The sequence below is a fragment of the Sulfurimonas sp. ST-27 genome (assembly GCF_048081595.1).
In the GTDB taxonomy this organism is placed as follows: Bacteria; Campylobacterota; Campylobacteria; order Campylobacterales; family Sulfurimonadaceae; genus Sulfurimonas; species Sulfurimonas hydrogeniphila.
In genome coordinates this window covers 607466-625244 of the sequence record NZ_CP182226.1, presented here as the reverse complement: position 1 = coordinate 625244, position 17779 = coordinate 607466, and the positions used below count along the sequence as shown (strand labels likewise).

Below are 17779 nucleotides of genomic sequence, written 5' to 3'. Positions count from 1 at the left end.
TCTCTTTTTTAAGATGAGAGCTTATAAACAAAAAAAATGTTTCACAGCTTGTGTGATAAGAAAAAATATCTACGCACTTACTAATATTTTTCCAAAGAAGAAGAGATGACACTTTCAATATTTTCCGTCTTTAAGAGAGAAGAAAATATAACACTCTTTTGAAACTATTGAAGATATTTAAAAAGATATCGATGAAAGTTTTATGTAAGTTTGGAAGATTAAAAAACATAAAACACATCGACTGTGCTTTATGTATATGCTTGGACTAAGACTCTAAAAAATCTAACAGATCTGCCCGAATATTTTTTTTAGAAAGCAAACTGATCTCTTTTGAGATTTTTGCCGTCAGTTTTTTAAAAGGTAGAAGTGCACCTGTTTTATCAAGAGGGTTGATTTCATTTATAAAACACTCTCCTTTAATTGCATACTCCAATTTTTTTCTTGTAGCACTGTCAACTTTTGTAAGAGGCTTTTTACCTTCAACTAAAGCCAGAATCTGATTTCTAACCGGTGAGAAAATTTTTGGGTACTCTTCACTCAAAAGCTTTAATAGTTTTTCATTATCTTGATAACCTATAACTTTTACCTCTGCATCGAGAACTTGAGCTTTTAGTTCTTCTAGCTGTTTGATCTTTTTTTGTATTTCTTTGTAATTCATGTAAATATCCTTTTTTATTTACATGATTATTTTAAGCTAAATAATAAAGAAAATTATTATTTTCTTAATATTGAGCACCTCTAAAAGTAAATTTTTTTAGTAATTCTTTACATTTTAAGTGTTTTTTTTTGAAAAGAATTTAATTTTTGTTGATATAACAAGGAGAGTAAGAGATTTTTGAGTGGCCTTTTTTTATATTACATTAACTACTTTCAATAGAGCGACCTTATCCATTTCAAGCTTTCCTTTCATATACTGTCCTTTATTGTAGGCAATCCATTGTGTTTGATTTTTTGAGAGGGACTCATTATCTTGAATTGGTCGTAAACTTTTATCATCTTTGATGTAAGCATTAGACCATCCCCAAGGGAAATTGCCAATGCTCTTAAAAGTTATGTCTTTCCACTCCCTTTTACACCAATAATCAGATTAAAGTCCTTGTGAAAGGAAAATTCTTCTTCGGAAAATATTTTAAAATTTTTTATTTTTATTTCTTTTATAACCATTATTTTTAGAACTCTTTTGAATTTACATTGTCTAATTCTACCTAAATAATTTAAATTTTAATCATTTGTACTCGAGTAATGAAAATTTCATATTCATATGCTAAAGTACCAAAGTGATTATTCTATTGGGAGTTGTGAAATGATGTTTAACAAGATGCAGTTAAAGACAAGGTTATATTTAACACTTGGAGGTTTGATATTTTTAGTCTTTATCATCGGTGAGTGGAGCTTATGGCAATCTTCTCAGATCAACAAACGAGTCGATAATATCTACACACAAGAGATTGTTCCTTTAGAGAACATATCACATTTAAAGGGTGCTTTGTATAGAATACGAGATAGAAGCTTACGACTACTTGATGCAAAAGAGTCTTTAGAAATCAAACATCACAAAGAGATTATAGCCAAGCAGGTACAAAGAATTAAAAAAGAACTCGACTCTTATGACAACACCAGACTCTCAAAAGAGGAGCAGTTAGAGCTTGATAAGTTTCAAACAAATTTTCAAGAGTATCTTTCAATTATCTACAACAAAGTTTATCCTAATCTTTTAAAAAAAAGTGTAAATGAGCTTGAGCCAATTCTCTACAAAGAGGCTGTTTTTGAGTTTCGTCAAGCAAGAGAGGCACTCAATGAACTCTCAGAATACCAGATACAAAGAGCAAAACTGAGACACCAACACTCTGATGAGATTTTCAGTAAGCAAGTTATTATAATTCAGCTTATTATTTTAGTTATAGTGAGTTTAAGTGGTTTTTTTGCAAAAATGCTTATGAGTTCTATTATAGAACCAATTAAGCAGATAAATAAGGTACTTACTACCATTTCTCATGAAGATTTTTCTAAGCGTATTCGTGTTACATCAGAAGATGAATTAGGAAAAATGTCCCAGATGCTTAACAACAGTATAGCAATGCTACAAACTACTTTCCAGGAACTTTCAATTTTAATAAATTATGATAAACTAACAAATCTGCCAAATCGAAAAATGTTTCAAGAGGAGATAGAGAAGTGTATAAGCAAATGTCTTAAGAGTAATGAACTCTTTGCAGTGATGTTTATTGATGTTGATAATTTTAAAAATATTAACGACACTTATGGACATACAACGGGAGATAAACTTTTAGAGATTATTGCAAAAAGGATGAAAACACATATTCGCTCCAACGATATACTTGCACGACTTGGTGGTGATGAGTTTGCTATACTGCTTCAAAATATCAAAAATCCAACAGTACCTGGCAATATCGCAAATAAAATTTTAGATACTATGCAAAAACCCATCTATATAGACCAGCATACTATCTTTACCTCCATATCTATCGGTATATATGTCTCAGACCACCAAAATGAATCAAGGGAAAAGATACTCTCATATGCTGATGTTGCGATGTATGCTGCAAAAAATTCAGGAAAAGCAAAATACATCTATTTTAATAAAAAAATGTATGAAAAACAAGAATCTGAAACATTGTTAGATATTCAACTAAGAGATGCTGTACAAAACAAAGAATTTCGAGTATATTTCCAGCCTATAGTCGAGCCAAAAACAGAAGCACTCTACGGCGTTGAGACACTACTACGATGGGAGAGAGATGGAGAAATAATCTCCCCTGCTAAGTTTATAGCCAAACTTGAAAGTAATGGGATGATTCTTGATGTTACTTATATGATTATAGAAGAGGTTTTTGAGATGATAGAGCGAAGAGGATTTAAAAATGTAGTCTCCATAAACCTTTCCATCTTACAGTTTTATGATGAAAACTTTATCCCATTTTTAAAAAGAGTATTACAGAAGTATCCATCAATCAACCCTCAAAAAATCTACTTTGAGATCACAGAGAGTGTTTTTGCTCAAAACAATGATCTTATTTTTAGCACTATGGAACTTATTAAAAAGTTAGGCTTTAAGTTTTCTTTGGATGATTTTGGGACAGGGTACTCTTCATTGTCTTACATTAAAGACTATCCAATCAATACTATAAAAATAGATAAAAAATTTGTTGATAATCTTTTAGATGATGTAAGAGCACAAGAACTGCTTGAAGGGATTGTCTATTTGGCAAAAACACTGCATCTTACTATTGTTATAGAGGGAGTTGAAGATGCTGCAACACTCAAAAGTGTCACAAAACACAACAGTGTAAAAATTCAAGGCTACTATTTTTACAAACCAATGACAAAGGAGTCATTTGAGAGACTTTTAGATTAAATATGAAATATATTTCATATTTAAATCATCATAAATTCATATCGGTTTGCTAGTATTAGATAACTTTAAACAAAGGTGCTTATATGTTGAAAAACATTACTATTAAACAACAACTCCTCATTGTTCCTGTCGTTATCTCCCTTGCATTTATCTATCTCTATTTTGCTATTGATTCAAATTTGGACAAACTTGAAGATAAAAGTCAAAAAGCTTCCATCTCCAACAAAATCGTCAAAGAGATGCTTGAAGCAAGAATAAACGAAAAAAACTATATACAAAGAAAAGATGCAAACTATGCAAATGAGCTTCAAAAACTTGTGCAAGAGAGTTTACAAGAAGCAAATGCTTTAAAGAAGAGTTTTAAAGATCCACAAAACAAGCAACTTGTTCAAGATGTTATAACAAACATAGAGCAGTACTTAAGCCTATTTGAAAAGTTTCAAAAACTTCGAGATGCTTCTTTGGTAGAGGAAGCAAAAATGATACAAGAGGCGAAAGATGTTGAGATAATTGCTTCAAAAGTAAGAGATATTAAAAAAAGACAGCGAGATAAAGTCATACGCACCTCAAAAGATGTACGAGTTATAGCAGATGAGATAGAAGAGGCATCTTTAGCAAACAAAATAGTAAAAGAGCTTTTGTTTATGCGAATAGCAGAGAAAAACTACCTTCGCCGTAAAGATATAAAGTATCAAGACCAAGTAGAGGAATACATCAGAAATCTTGAAAAGCTCTCTTTACATATAAAAGATATTTTAGATAGTCCAAAAAATAAAAAGATGATAGATGATATCCTGAAAGCTTTAAGTGAATATAAAAAAGCTTTTTATACTTTTAGTGAGCTGCGTGAGGAGTCACTTCAGGTAAATAAGCAGATGAAAAAAGAAGCAAAAGAGGCACAAAAAGCTCTTGTAGCCTTAAGAAAAGATCAAAAACAAGAGAAAGAGAAACTTGCTCAAAGTCTTCAAATGCAGTTGATTACTCTTTTTATTGCTATAGGTTTAGGTGTTATTGTCTTTATGCTTTTTGTATCTACAACTATTAGTAGAAACCTTATGCAGATAGCGAATGCTGCAAAAAATTTAGCTTCTGGAGATGGTGATTTAACAAAGAGAATCCATATTGAAGGTAAAAATGAATTGGCTAATGTTGCCAAATATATTAATCAATTTATTGAGAAGGTTCAAAATGCCATAAGTGAAGCTAAAACAGTTAGTAATGAAGCATCATCTATATCAAACGAACTCTCTGCTACATCGTTAGAGATTGGCAAACGGGTAGAAGATGAAGCTACTCTTGTAAAATCTATCAACAACGATACAGATCAAACAACACAAGAAGCAGAGTTTGTTGATGATACAGTTCAAGAGATGCAAAAGATCTCACAAAACTCTTTTGAAGCATTAAGAGAAACTACAGAAAAAATAAATACTTTAATTACTACCGTAAAAGACTCCAGTGTAAAAGAGGAAGAACTTGCACTGAAGATGCAAGAGCTTAAAGAGAGTACCAATGATGTAAAAAGCATACTTGAACTCATAGGCGATATAGCTGAACAGACAAATCTGCTCTCACTCAATGCAGCCATTGAAGCAGCACGAGCAGGAGAGCATGGACGAGGTTTTGCTGTGGTAGCTGATGAAGTAAGAAAGCTTGCAGAGAGAACCCAAAAAAGTCTTACAGAGATAAATGCCACCATCAATGTTGTTGTACAATCAGTTGATGAATCAAGCGATAATATGCAAGAAAACGCAAAAGAGATAGCTCAAGCAGCTGAACAGGCAGGTGATGTAGAAGAGAGCATAGACAGTGTTATGGATGCTATAGAAAAATCAAAATCAATGGCACAGGAGAGCTCTTTAGCTGTAGATAAACTCAAAAACAGAGTTGTTGATATCTCTAAAAATATGGAAAAGCTCAATGATGTATCTATCACTAATGCAAGAAGTGTTGAAGAGATTGCTGCAGCAGCTGAGCATCAAAATGATATCATTGAAAAATTAAATGCTCAACTTAGCAGTTTTAAAAGTTAGAAAATGCACAAGCTAGTACTCATTGGAGCATCAACAGGTGGACCGGGACATATTAAAAAAATAGTCCAAAAACTAGATAAAAAGACTACAGCATCATTTATAATAGCTCAGCATATGAACAGTAATGTCATGGAGAGTTTTGCTACAGAACTCTCAAATGTTTCCACGCTACCTTTATACCTTGCAGAAGATAAAACAAAGGTTGAACCATCTTCTATCTATATTTGTAAAACAAGTTCAAAGTTCTCAATCCAATCAGATTCTATCTATTTAGACTCTTTAGATAACGAAACACTCTATACACCAAGCATTGATGCTCTTTTTGAGTCTGCACTTGCATGTTTGCCTCAGTATGGAGTTACAGCTGTAATTTTAACAGGTATAGGTGATGATGGATCAAAAGGGATGGATTTACTTTATAAAAAAGGGGCATTGTGCATAGCTGAAAGCAGTGAGAGTGCTAAAGTTTATGGAATGCCAAAAGCAGCATATGAGCAAAATCAAAACATTGAAATCATGCATATTGACAATATAGCCAAATATCTTCAAAATGTTTAATTTTTTTAGAAAAAAAGCTTTAAACTCTCTTGAGTATTCTCACGAGACTAATAGTGTCGAAGTAAATAGAAGTGCTAAAAAAGAACTTTATATATACATTGAGAAGCAATCAGGAATAATTTTAGATGAAAACAAACCTCTTATTGAACAAAAAATAGTTGATTATTGTAAAAATAATAATATAGCCTCTTTTTCTAAACTTCTTGAACATATTCAAGAGAGTACATTTAATTTTGAAGAGTTTATAACCCTCATTACGATTAATGAAACCTACTTTTTTCGTGAGCATAAACAGATTCAAGAAGCTTTAGAAAATTATAAAAACACTCATAAGAAATTACATATTTTATCTCTCCCATCTTCAACAGGAGAGGAAGTTTATAGCATAGTCATTACTGCATTAGAGATGAATATAAGTAATTTTATTGTTGTCGGAGTTGATATTGACAAAAATGTTATACACAAAGCAAAAGAGGGGATCTATAATGAACGTTCACTTCATAGAGTCAAACAAGATATTATAGAAAAATACTTTACAAAGAAAAATAATAGTTTTTATGTAAAAGAAGATGTTAAAAAGTTTGTAGAATTTCATATTGCCAATATATTTGAAACAAATCTTACTAAGCTTGGAAAATTTGACATTATTTTCTCTCGTAATATGTTTATATATTTTAATGATGAGAAGAAGATACAAGCATATAAACATCTCCAAAAGTTAAAAAAAGAGAATACAACAAACATTTATCTAGGACATGCGGATGTATCAAGTCAACTAGAACATTATATTAGGAGTTGAAGTATGAAAAAAATCTTTTTAGGTACTGCTTTGGTAGCATTTATATCTGTCAATATGCAGGCAGAAATTATTGCTGATAGACCAGGTTTTAGTACAGGAACATATACAGTGAAACCTGGAAAGTTTAATATTGAGATGGGATACAATTACACTTTTGACACACTTTCATCGAAAAACAATACTCAAGATTTTCCTCTTTTTGAACTTCGTACAGGGGTTACAGAAGATATTGAATTTGATTTTTTATGGGATGGATGGAGTACTACAAAAGATTTTAAGGAGAGCCCTACATCTGATATAACCATAGGTGGAAAATATAGCCTCATTAAAAATGAGAAATATAATTTTACATTTATGACACTCGTAACATTGCCGACAGATACGCAGAGCAGCTTTAAAACAGAAAATATTTCACCACTCATTGGACTTTTGTGGGATTATACACTGAATGAAACTATCTCATTTTTTGGAACATTTCAATCGAGTACTTACAGGGATGAAAAACGAATCTATGATTTTCAACCTGCAACTGGGATTACTTTTAGCCATACAGAGAAGTTTGCCAGTTTTATTGAACTCTATTCCATCATACCATCTTCATCAATAATACCTACGGAAAAAGTAGTCGATGGAGGTTTTACATATTTACTGCAAGAGAATATTCAACTTGATATAAACGGAGGATTAGGACTCAATAGAGAGTCTGAAGACTTCTTTGGACTTGGCATTGCAATAGAGTTTTAACTAGTGTAAAACTTGACTCCTACAAAGGTTCCTTTGCCTTTTTTGCTTCGAATTTTTATAGAGGCACTGTGAAGTTCAAAGATCCAAGTTGCCAAGCTAAGTCCAAGTCCATACCCATCACTATTTGAAAAAGCATTTTCACCTCTATAGTAAGGATGAAAAATTAACTTGAGTTCTTTTTTATCTATTCCTATGCCGTAATCAATTATTGCAAGAAAAATAAAGTTTTTCTTTTTTCTAAGGATAATTTTTATCCTTTTGTTTGGTAATGAATATTTTATTGCATTATCAATAATATTTCCAATAGCATGTTGAAGTAGTTTTTCATGTCCGTGCATTGAGATTGCTTGATTGATCTCTATATCTGTTTTGAGGTGTTTAGCTTCTATCTCACTTTTTTTTGTGTCCAATATAGAGTAGAGGATATCATTGAGTAAAACCCGTTGCATAGAGTTGTTGAGTTTTTTTATATTGTTATTTGAGACATAGAGCATTTGAGAGACTATGTTTTCAAGACTAGTTATTTTTTGTATAAATGCTCGCAACTCTGTTGCAAGATTATCTTGAAGTGCTGTGTAGTAAAGAGAGTATTCTAGCTTAGCTTTAAGCTCAGCAAGAGGTGTTTTTAGCTCATGTGCCATATTTGCATTAAATGATTGTGCAACTTTATTTTTTTGATTCAAATAAAAGATTATTTTATTTACCTCTTCTACAAACTGTTTAATCTCTTGAATGTTTTTAGGTATACAAAGAGGTTGGATATTATCATGTAAAATCTCTTTTTCAATACTGATAATAGTATCTGTTATATAACTATTGAGATGCACTAGTTTTATTTTTAGCCAGAGAAAGTAAAGAATGGTAAAAATATTAAATATAATGTAGTATTTTATATATGGCTCTAAAGAGTTCAAATTTTCTAAAAAAACTATATGAACTAAAAGCAGTGTTAGTAAAAAAAGAACTTTTTTATATCTCAAAAGTCTACTCAACAATTTTATAACCAATACCTCTTACCGTGTGTATGATTTTTGTATCTTTAGAACTTTCTATTTTTTTTCTGAGATTATAAATAGTAACATTCAAAAGATTTGGGTCTATAAAGTTTTCCATATTCCATATATAATCGATAATCTCGGTTTTTGAGACGACACTGTTTTTTCTTTTCATTAGTAGCAGAAGAAGATTAAATTCATTGTTTCTTAATTCTATAATTTTATCTCCTTTTTTTAGTTCTCTTGACATAATGTTGAGCGTCAAGTCTCTTACTTTTAAGATATGACTTTTCATGTTAGTTGAGCGTTTTGAGAGTGCACGGACTCGAGCCACAAGTTCTATGAAACGAAAAGGCTTTGTGAGATAATCATCTGCTCCTTTGTTGAGTCCATCAACAATATCGTCACACTCATCACAGGCACTTAACATTAAAATAGGTACACTATTGCCATTGTTTCTTAGTTCAGTACAAAAAGAGCTTCCATCACCATCAGGAAGTATTTTATCTAATATAATAACATCATAAGTTTTCATCTGAATATATGATTTGGCTTCATCAATTAGAGATACACTATCGACATGCATCCCCTCTTCATATAAACCTCTAGTGAGTGTTGCTTTTAGTTCTTTATCATCTTCTACTAAAAGAATGTTCATTTGTACTACTCTCATATTCAGGTTTATAGTTATTATTTTACAGAAAATTTACAAAGAAAATCATTAAGTTAGATTAATCTTTAAATTTGTCACGAATTGCTAAAAACTTATCTAAATTATCAAAAAATAGATCAACAAGTTTTGGATCAAAATGTTTACCTTTTTCTTCTTTAAAAAGTGCTAATATTTTTTCAAGTTCCCATGCTTTTTTATAGACTCTATCACTTCCAAGTGCATCAAAAACATCAGCAATTGCTGTTATACGACCAAAAATATGAATCTCATTTCCTTTTTTTCCTCGAGGATATCCGCTGCCATCCCATTTTTCATGATGTGTATATGCAACTACAGCTGCGGCTCTGAGTGTTGGTCTTTTTGATGCTTTTAAGATATTAAAACCTATTTCAGCATGTGTTTTCATAATCTCAAACTCTTCAGAGGTGTGTCGTCCAGGCTTGTTCAAAATAGCATCAGGGATGGCAACTTTTCCGATATCATGCATCGGAGATGCAATAAAAAGTAGATTGGCATTTTTTTCACCAAGTCCAGCTAAAAGTGCAAGAAGCTTAGAATATTCTGCTACTCGTTTTACATGGTTTCCTGTCTCTTGAGACCTGCTCTCACCAATCTCACCCATAGTGTAGATAATCTCTTTTTGTGTCTCTTCAAGCTCTTGATGCACTTTGACAACTTCAGTTACATTGTGCATCAAGTGCACATACTCCTGTATTACTCTATTTTTGTCTATAAGAGGAGATATAAATGTATCGGTATAGAAACTATTTCCATCTTTGTCAATATTTTCAAATAAAAAAGAGACTGTTTTTTTATCTTGTAACTGCTTGTGCAATTTGTCGCAATCACCCTGTTTTATATGTTTAATCGCTCTAATAGATTTACACTCTTTTCCATATAACTCATTTTTTGAGTAGCCACTAAGTTGTAAAAAGTTATCATTTACATAGATGATTTTTCCACTTTTATTGGTTTTCATAACAGAGATAAAACTATTTGTAGCATCCTCATGCTGTTTTAAGTAGTTTAAATTATTTCCTGATATCTCAAGGTTTTCTTCTAAAAGTTCCTTATATGCTTCAAGTTCACTGATATCAGTACGAATTGATATAAATTCTACAATATCACCATTTATATCTAGTATGGGCTTAATAGTACTTTTTACATAGTAAGGATGTCCCATTTTAGTACGATTTTTGATGACACCTTTCCATGTTTTTTTTGCTAAAATTGTTTTCCACATTGTTTTAAAAACTTCTGCTGACATATCGGGATGCCTAACTATATTGTGGGGTTTTCCTATAAGCTCTTCTTGGGTGTACCCAGAAACCCTGCAAAACTCATCGTTTGCATAGGTAATAATCCCTTTTGTATCTGTTTTTGTTACTAAAGAGCTCTCGTCAACTATCTCTTTATACTCAGAAACCATCTGTTGTGAGCAAAGCAGTTGCACTCTTTTTCGATATGTCGTTACACTTAAATCAACTTTTAAAGTGAATTCTTCTATGTTAAAGGGCTTTTTTATAAAGTCTGAAGCTCCTAGTTTTAAAGCAGAACGAACCACTTCAGGATCGTTACTTGCAGAGAGGATAATGACCGGAAGATGACAATATTCAGTCGTTACTTTTAGCTCTTGAAGAAGCTCTAAACCATGTTTGTCAGGAAGTTCCATATCTAAGATAAGAGTACTGATACTATTGCTATATAGTATCTCTAAGCCCTCTTTTGCATTTAAGGCAGTAAGTACATTGTAGTTCTTTACATGTAATAGAGTTTCTAACTGTTTACACATAAATTTTGAGTCATCTATAACCAAAATTGTATCTTTTTTATTGAGTTCTACATTTTCAATAATTTTTGCAATTGATTTTAGAGAATATGAAAAAGTCTTATCTTTTACAAGATAATCTAAAATTCCTTTTTTAAAAAGTGTTTCTCGAATCTGAACATCAACTTCAGCCGTTAAAATAATCAATTTGGCTTGGGAAATTTGTTTTATTGCATCAACAAGCTCTTCACCAAAAGCATCAGGAAGATTAAGATCTAAGATGATAAAGTCAAAGTGATCTTCTTGAAGAAGATTTTGTGCATCATTGAGAGTGTATGCTTGTTTACTCTTAAAGTTTTTGTTTTTAGAGAGTTCGCTAGAAATAGCTTTATTAAACATCTCTGAATCTTCAACAATTAATATATTGTACTCAACTTTTTCATCAATTGTATGATAGATATCATCACAATAAAGCATTATTTATTCCCCCCCCCATTAGAGGTCTTTTCCTGTAATATTTTATCAAGTATTTTAAAAACATCCATACTGTTTTTCTCCATTGTTTCAAAATCTTCGAAGTATTGTTCAAAATGAAGATTTTGTTTCATTTTTTCAAAAATCTTTTTTGTTGAGTTATGCACAATGGCATGAGGAGACTCTAAAAATTTGTAGCTTTTTGTTTGTGAAAACTGTTTTTCTCCATCACCTTTCTCATACCACTTACCAAGTCTACAATTATGATGATCCACAAAAGAAAACTGCTCTTTTGCAGTTAAAATAGAATAGTAAGTATTGATTTTCCATAACACATGATCTAGTTTTGCCAAAGACATAAAAGTATGATTATTTGAAAGATACATTGTATCAAAAGTTTCAAGAAGTTGTAAAAAGTCTTGTTGTAAGTATCTACTTAATCGATTCATAGATTCATTGGAATTTTGAATTAAGCTTTGCATCTCTACAGATTGTTCTGAGACACTACTGACATCCTGCTTCATAGATTGCAATGAAAGTCCTATCTCTCCTACAGTTTTATCTGCTAGTTTTCGCACTTCATCAGCAACAACAGCAAAGCCTCGACCATGTTCACCCGCCCGAGCTGCTTCAATGGCAGCATTTAAAGCAAGCAAGTTGGTTTGATCTGAAATATCTTTAATAAGTTGCAGTATTAGTGAGATATCTTCTGTTTTGGAAGATAAGCTTTCAATATTTGTAATAGACTCATCCGCTAAAACTGTTAAACCCGATAATTTTTCTACAATTTCATTAATTCTCTCTATGTCCATTTTTATACTGCTTGAGAGTTCTGTAGTTTTTTCTAAACTGTTTTTAGAAGCATCAATAGCATCTGCCATATTTTTTTGTATATCACTAATGTTGTTTTTTAAATTATTGTTTTGTAATTGTGCAAGTGTGTCAAATGAAGAGTGCATACAAGAGGAATCAGTATCTTGCACTTTGAACTCTTGCAATTCCTTTGCAAGCTTATCATAAGATTCCTGTAACTTTTCATGTTCAGATAAAAGTTGATAATATTTTTCTTTGTATTTATTTTTAAACATCTATAATGCCTTATGTACTTTTAATTACTTAGGATTATAGTTAAGTATTGTGAAATTTATATTTATTATTTATAAAGTTTATTTCATAAATATTTTGATATTAGAATTGGCGGGTGTTTTTTAGTGAAATGAGTAAAAATTTAGCTAGTTAAATTAGGTGGAAATTGCACTTGATATTAGTATTGGCGTATTTTTTTCAAAAAGTTGTAAAATGTTACTGTAAGGGTCAGTTATATTGTCAGTAAAAATCCTATAAAATCAGCTGACAGTTATTAAATCAATTGCTTGAAAGTGCCTATTTTATGGGTATTTGAAGTAGGTGTATGGGGTAGAGGGATTCTTACTCTTCTAAAAATTCATTTACAAAACTGGACACATCATCTTTTGCGGTGGATGGAGCTAACTGAGAATATATTTCAGTTGTCCTTGTGGATGCATGATCTAAAACTTGAGCGATATGAGCGATAGATGTACCATTCATTGCTAAATGAGATGCAACAGTATTTCTAAATTCTTTAATTGTCAAATAATTTAAATATGATCTATTGCAATTGACCGTATAATCTAAAACTTCCTTCATCTTTGGAGGAAATGCAGTTATTGCTACACCTGAAGAACCTTCAAACAAAAATCTACTAGGCTCTCTATTATTTTTCACCCTAATCAATTCAGCTTTAATCACTGGACTTGCTATTGAGCTTGTAAAATTATGTTCAGTTTTAAAATTCCGTAATTGTATATTATTGTTCTCTAAGTCTATATCTTCTATCTTAATATTTAAAATAGTATCTCTTCTGGCAGCTGTCGATAATGCAAGAAGCGATATTAAATAGAGATAATTATGTACTTCAGGATTATCATATGTAACCTTTTTGACTTCTTTCAAATAGCTTTTGATCTCTTCTTTAGTTAAATATCTAGGTTTTACATTATTAACACTAATGTAGTTTTTATTACCTCTAAGTATATGAAACTGATTAAATATATTTAAATGTTTATGAGTATTTGCATATGTAACTATCGTACTAGCCATAAGCAATAACTCTTTAATGGATTTCCTTGATAAAATTCCGAGTAGAGCATTTAATTCATCAATTCCTAAAGTCTTGTCTTTTAAAAGCTTTTTTCTTGCTTCTGGAGAAAATCTATATTCCAGAACTCTATTTCTTTCTTTCAATACTTTAATCTTATTCTCTTCTCTCCAGCCACCATTTTTAGATTCAAGTTCTTTGATTTTAACAAGATTATTTTCATATTCCTCTTTTTCTCTCTCTTCAAGAGATAAATCGAGAGCTTTAGATTTTCTTTTTCTTTTTGGAATAAAACCTTGTTCATGCAACTTAGTCACATTACTTGAGTTTGATCGACGGTTATCTGCTCTTTGTTTGCTTTTTCTTAGTATAAAATCTTCTATATCATTCTCTGTAACTAAGTGTATATTTTTATTTGCAAAAGCTTCGTCTGAAAAATGATAATTGTATTTATTCTGCATAGCTCGTTTACTTTTACTCTTATTTTCATGAAAATAATATTCAGCAAGATCATTGAGTGTATAAACCTGTTTATCAACTTTTTTTCTAAGCATCTTAGGAATTGGTGAGTTTGGATTTTTTTCTAATTCTTTTTTTGCTTCAATTTCTTGACGTATTTCATTCAAACAATCCAAAGCTTTTCTTTTTGTCATCTCTGGTGCTACACCAACTTTTTTTCTTCTTACTTTGGACTCAATATCTCTAAATGTAATATAAAAAGCCAAATCACCATTCTTTAGTTTTTTAGTCAATATTCCCGAGTATTTACCACCATAACTATTATATTCTGACACTTTATTTTTCTCCAATACATAGAAAATATCTTCATTTATATGCTAAAATTGACTTCTCATTTCAGGACAACATTAGGACAACAATAATATCTAAAAGGACAACAAAATACAAGTTAGGACAACATTTTTCTATTTTATTTTAAGTTATTTTTGTTTACTTGGGTATTCTTCAAACCCCTAAAAATAGGTATTTTAATGGAAAAACCCCTAAAAATAGACATTCTGAAAAATAGTCTAAGAAAGAGAACGTAACTCCTCTTTAGTAGTTAACCTCACACCCCTTTTATGCAGGCTTTTATGCCTGTATGATTTTTCTATCTTTTTAAAACTTCCAAACACTCGTTTACTATTTGCAACTCTTCATCTGTTTTTATCACTAATGATTTTATATTTTTAAGTATTTTATTATTCATAACCGCTTCTCGAACATATGCAGAATTTTCGCCTATACCGCCGCTGAATATTATGGCATCCACATCCTCAAGCAACACCATATATGCACCTATATACTTTTGAATCCGTCGCACCATAATGTCGAGTGCCAGTTTTGCCGCATCATCTTTGCGGTTTTGTATCTTTCGTACATCATTTTCGCCGCACAAACCAAGCAGTCCTGACTTTTTATTGAGCATTTCATCTATTTCATTCGGCTTTACATGTAACGCTTCTTGCAGATATAAAACAATAGCCGGGTCAATGTCACCGCTCCTTGTTCCCATCACAAGCCCTTCAAGCGGAGTAAATCCCATAGAAGTATCGCAGCTTTTCCCGTTTTTAACAGCACAGGCACTTGCTCCGTTTCCAAGATGCAAGCTTATAATGTTTGTATCTTCTGCTTTTTTTCCAAGCAATAATGCCGCTTGTTGCAGTAAATAGGCATGAGACGTCCCGTGAAAACCATAACGGCGGATTTGATGTTTTTCATACAGCTCATGGGGAAGTGCATATAAAAATGCCTCTTTTTTCAGTGTTGCATGAAACGCCGTATCAAAAACAGCTATTTGAGGGATGTTTGGCGCATAGTGACGAACGACTTTTATACCTTCAAGATTTGCCGGATTATGCAAAGGTGCCAAAGGAATTAAATCACTTATAGCCTGCATAACCTCATCATCTATAAGAACAGAAGCTCTAAACTGCTCACCACCGTGAACTACTCTGTGCCCTACTGCATCAATCTCCGCAAAGTTTACATGTAAAGACTCTATCGCCTCAAAATGGTTTGCTACAGGCGAATTTGGCTCGCCTATATGTTCTACAAGCTCGCTTTGCAAAATTTTTGCACCCGGCATTGCAAAAAGTTTGAATTTTAAAGAAGAACTTCCGGCATTGATTACTGCAACTCTCATTGGTTTTCCCCCGCTTGAATAGCCGTAATAGCTACGGTATTGACAATATCCTCCACCAGACAGCCTCGGCTCAAATCATTTACCGGCTTATTGAGTCCCTGCAAGACCGGTCCTATGGCAATCGCTCCGCTTGAGCGTTGTACGGCTTTATAGGTATTGTTGCCTGTGTTTAAATCAGGAAATACAAATACCGTCGCCTTCCCTGCCACTTTTGAGTTCGGCAGTTTGATTTTTGCCACCTCTTTGTCAATTGCCGCATCATACTGAATAGGCCCTTCTACAAGTAAATCCGGTCGCTTTTGGCGTACAATTTTTGTGGCAGTTCTTACTTTGTCAACATCAGAGCCGTGCCCGCTCTCTCCCGTCGAGTATGAAAGCATGGCAATTTTTGGCTCAATACCGAACATTTTTGCACTTTGCGCCGATGCAATGGCGATTTCTGCGAGCGTTTGCGCGTCCGGGTCCTGATTGATTGCACAGTCACCGTACACAAGCACCTTTGTTTTAAGACACATAAAAAAGACACTTGAAACAACAGAAAATTCCGGTTTTGTTTTTATAATCTGCAAAGCGGGACGAATGGTATCTGCCGTTGCATGAATAGCACCACTGACCATACCGTCGGCATAACCGAGTTGTACCATCATTGTGGCAAAATAGTTCACATGCAACATTGCATCTTTGGCTGCCTCTTTTGTGATGCCCTTGTGTTTTCTCAGCTCGTAAAAAACATCCGTAAACTTTTCTATCAATGGGGATGAGAGATGATTGACTACAGTTGCCGCGGATAAATCAAGCCCCAAACGCAGATAACGCCCTTTGAGTTCTTCTTCATCACCTATAAAAATAATCTCTGCGACCCCTCTTCTTAAAATTATTTCTGCTGCCCTTAAAATGCGTTCATCACTTGATTCGGGCAACACGATTCTTTTTTTATTTTGCGACGCCATGTAAAAAAGTTTGTATTCAAACATCTGCGGTGTCATAATATCACTGTAGGCTGTTGCTATCTTTTCTTCTATGCTTTTTATATCCACACTGCTGTTAAAAAGTCCCAAAGCAAGTGCGATTTTTCTCTCAGAATGAGCACGCAGTCTTGAGTGCACTTTCATGACATCTCTTGCTGTTTCAAAAGTATCGGTATCGACACAGAGTATAGGCACTTTGAAGCTGTTTAGCCCTTCTATGAGCTTTTGAATATTTTTATTAAGCTTCATGCTAAAAGGAAAAATAATCGCAGCAATATTCGGATAACCTGAAGAGTGCAAAGCCCCAAAAAGCCCTAAAATAATATCAGATCTGTCAGCGGGAACAATGACCAAATCTTCTTCTTCGATATGTTCTAAAAAATTATCGAGTGTCAATGCTGCAACTTTGACATTTCTTATCACTCTGGTATGGTCATAGCTCTCAAGCAGTATCTTTTTTGCGCCAAGCGTCTCTATCACATCTTCAATAGTAGGCAAGTTCAATTCCTCTACCTCTTTTAAAAGATAAATTGTATAAGGCACTTTTTCAAACATTTTTTGCAGTTGCTTGTACTTTTCATCATTGACACGGTTCACAAAAGTGGCAAAATGGGTACATCCCTCAGAAGTCAGATACTCATTTTCAATCAAAACATTTTCATATATCTCTTTTGTTGTGGCACTGTCGGCTTTAATGACGCTTATCACGGGTGCAGCAAAATTTTGGGCGATTTTGACATTTAAATCATAACTGATGGTCGAGGTTAAAAAAGAACGCCGAATCCCTTCACACAGTACAAAATCATACTCACGTTCAAGCTTTTTGAATTTGTCTATAAGACGGGTTATCAGAAGATTGTCCTCTTTTTTAGAAATCATCTCTTCGACTTCTTTAATGTCAAAACCATAACATGCTGCATAGTCTATATCGAGATTATAACGCTGCAAAATAAAGTCTATATCACCGTCACGTATGTTTTTGTCAAAGATTATCGGGCGAAAAAAAGCGACACGATGCAGTTTACGCTTGAGTATTTCCATCATACCCATAGAGACAAAAAGTGTCCCTGCATTTTTTTCCTGTGCGGCAATATAGAGTGATTTTATTTTCATGTTTTTACCTTTTTGC

At 32.7% G+C, this 17779-nt stretch carries 14 protein-coding genes and 1 pseudogene; 5 read left to right on the top strand and 10 right to left on the bottom strand.

Annotated features, from left to right (window positions below; all coding sequences use genetic code 11):
• Window positions 1-265 precede the first annotated feature (265 nt).
• Window positions 266-658, bottom strand: a complete 393-nt coding sequence (locus tag ACM66U_RS03330) for a hypothetical protein (protein WP_346389502.1) — start codon at window positions 656-658, stop codon at window positions 266-268.
• Between the two features lie 392 nt (window positions 659-1050).
• Window positions 1051-1164 carry an AAA family ATPase gene (locus ACM66U_RS03325; RefSeq protein ID WP_418641132.1) on the bottom strand — a complete coding sequence of 38 codons (114 nt, stop codon included), beginning with the start codon at window positions 1162-1164 and terminating at the stop codon, window positions 1051-1053.
• Between the two features lie 97 nt (window positions 1165-1261).
• Here ACM66U_RS03325 and ACM66U_RS03320 point away from each other — a divergent pair, with 97 nt between their 5' ends.
• The 5 genes from ACM66U_RS03320 (at window position 1262) to ACM66U_RS03300 (ending at window position 7510) form a co-directional block, all read left to right on the top strand.
• On the top strand, window positions 1262-3376 hold the full coding sequence (locus tag ACM66U_RS03320; RefSeq protein WP_418641131.1) for an EAL domain-containing protein: 2115 nt from the start codon (window positions 1262-1264) through the stop codon (window positions 3374-3376).
• 83 nt (window positions 3377-3459) lie between these two features.
• Window positions 3460-5409, top strand: a complete 1950-nt coding sequence (locus tag ACM66U_RS03315; protein WP_418641130.1) for a methyl-accepting chemotaxis protein — start codon at window positions 3460-3462, stop codon at window positions 5407-5409.
• Between the two features lie 3 nt (window positions 5410-5412).
• The gene (locus ACM66U_RS03310) at window positions 5413-5967 is read left to right on the top strand and encodes a chemotaxis protein CheB (RefSeq protein WP_418640379.1); all 555 of its coding nucleotides are present in this window, start codon (window positions 5413-5415) and stop codon (window positions 5965-5967) included.
• On the top strand, window positions 5960-6766 hold the full coding sequence (locus ACM66U_RS03305; RefSeq protein WP_418640378.1) for a CheR family methyltransferase: 807 nt from the start codon (window positions 5960-5962) through the stop codon (window positions 6764-6766). The genes ACM66U_RS03310 and ACM66U_RS03305 overlap by 8 nt, the downstream gene beginning before the upstream one ends.
• 3 nt (window positions 6767-6769) lie before the next feature.
• The gene (locus ACM66U_RS03300; RefSeq protein ID WP_418640377.1) at window positions 6770-7510 is read left to right on the top strand and encodes a transporter; all 741 of its coding nucleotides are present in this window, start codon (window positions 6770-6772) and stop codon (window positions 7508-7510) included.
• Here the strand turns inward: ACM66U_RS03300 and ACM66U_RS03295 are convergent.
• The 8 genes and pseudogenes from ACM66U_RS03295 to pta all read right to left on the bottom strand — a co-directional run bounded on the left by ACM66U_RS03295 (window position 7507) and on the right by pta (window position 17763).
• Window positions 7507-8337, bottom strand: coding sequence for a sensor histidine kinase (locus ACM66U_RS03295; RefSeq protein WP_418640376.1), 831 nt, complete (start codon window positions 8335-8337; stop codon window positions 7507-7509). The two genes, ACM66U_RS03300 and ACM66U_RS03295, sit on opposite strands and share 4 nt — an antisense overlap.
• A 157-nt stretch (window positions 8338-8494) precedes the next feature.
• Entirely contained in the window at window positions 8495-9163 is a 669-nt protein-coding gene (locus tag ACM66U_RS03290) for a response regulator transcription factor (RefSeq protein ID WP_418641129.1), read from the bottom strand.
• Between the two features lie 73 nt (window positions 9164-9236).
• Window positions 9237-11423, bottom strand: a complete 2187-nt coding sequence (locus ACM66U_RS03285) for a response regulator (protein ID WP_418641128.1) — start codon at window positions 11421-11423, stop codon at window positions 9237-9239.
• Window positions 11423-11779: a CZB domain-containing protein gene (locus tag ACM66U_RS03280; RefSeq protein WP_418641399.1), complete on the bottom strand. Its 357-nt coding sequence runs from the start codon at window positions 11777-11779 to the stop codon at window positions 11423-11425. The genes ACM66U_RS03285 and ACM66U_RS03280 overlap by 1 nt, the downstream gene beginning before the upstream one ends.
• Window positions 11780-11884: 105 nt before the next feature.
• Window positions 11885-12232 (bottom strand): annotated as a pseudogene (locus ACM66U_RS03275) (methyl-accepting chemotaxis protein); the annotation flags it as partial.
• 616 nt (window positions 12233-12848) lie between these two features.
• The gene (locus tag ACM66U_RS03270) at window positions 12849-14333 is read right to left on the bottom strand and encodes a tyrosine-type recombinase/integrase (RefSeq protein ID WP_418641127.1); all 1485 of its coding nucleotides are present in this window, start codon (window positions 14331-14333) and stop codon (window positions 12849-12851) included.
• 314 nt (window positions 14334-14647) lie between these two features.
• Complete coding sequence (locus ACM66U_RS03265; protein WP_418641126.1) at window positions 14648-15682, bottom strand: acetate/propionate family kinase; 1035 nt, start codon at window positions 15680-15682, stop codon at window positions 14648-14650.
• The gene (gene pta, locus ACM66U_RS03260; RefSeq protein ID WP_418641125.1) at window positions 15679-17763 is read right to left on the bottom strand and encodes a phosphate acetyltransferase; all 2085 of its coding nucleotides are present in this window, start codon (window positions 17761-17763) and stop codon (window positions 15679-15681) included. The genes ACM66U_RS03265 and pta overlap by 4 nt, the downstream gene beginning before the upstream one ends.
• Window positions 17764-17779 lie beyond the last annotated feature (16 nt).

Excerpts from the sequence above, each read along its gene's own strand:
- ACM66U_RS03290 (WP_418641129.1), bottom strand. The coding sequence starts at position 9,163 with ATGAACATTCTTTTAGTAGAAGATGATAAAGAACTAAAAGCAACACTC.
- ACM66U_RS03330 (WP_346389502.1), bottom strand. The coding sequence starts at position 658 with ATGAATTACAAAGAAATACAAAAAAAGATCAAACAGCTAGAAGAACTA.
- ACM66U_RS03265 (WP_418641126.1), bottom strand. The coding sequence starts at position 15,682 with ATGAGAGTTGCAGTAATCAATGCCGGAAGTTCTTCTTTAAAATTCAAA.
- ACM66U_RS03315 (WP_418641130.1), top strand. The coding sequence starts at position 3,460 with ATGTTGAAAAACATTACTATTAAACAACAACTCCTCATTGTTCCTGTC.
- ACM66U_RS03325 (WP_418641132.1), bottom strand. The coding sequence starts at position 1,164 with ATGGTTATAAAAGAAATAAAAATAAAAAATTTTAAAATATTTTCCGAA.
- pta (WP_418641125.1), bottom strand. The coding sequence starts at position 17,763 with ATGAAAATAAAATCACTCTATATTGCCGCACAGGAAAAAAATGCAGGG.
- ACM66U_RS03310 (WP_418640379.1), top strand. The coding sequence starts at position 5,413 with ATGCACAAGCTAGTACTCATTGGAGCATCAACAGGTGGACCGGGACAT.
- ACM66U_RS03305 (WP_418640378.1), top strand. The coding sequence starts at position 5,960 with ATGTTTAATTTTTTTAGAAAAAAAGCTTTAAACTCTCTTGAGTATTCT.
- ACM66U_RS03300 (WP_418640377.1), top strand. The coding sequence starts at position 6,770 with ATGAAAAAAATCTTTTTAGGTACTGCTTTGGTAGCATTTATATCTGTC.
- ACM66U_RS03285 (WP_418641128.1), bottom strand. The coding sequence starts at position 11,423 with ATGCTTTATTGTGATGATATCTATCATACAATTGATGAAAAAGTTGAG.
- ACM66U_RS03320 (WP_418641131.1), top strand. The coding sequence starts at position 1,262 with ATGCTAAAGTACCAAAGTGATTATTCTATTGGGAGTTGTGAAATGATG.
- ACM66U_RS03280 (WP_418641399.1), bottom strand. The coding sequence starts at position 11,779 with ATGTCTTTGGCAAAACTAGATCATGTGTTATGGAAAATCAATACTTAC.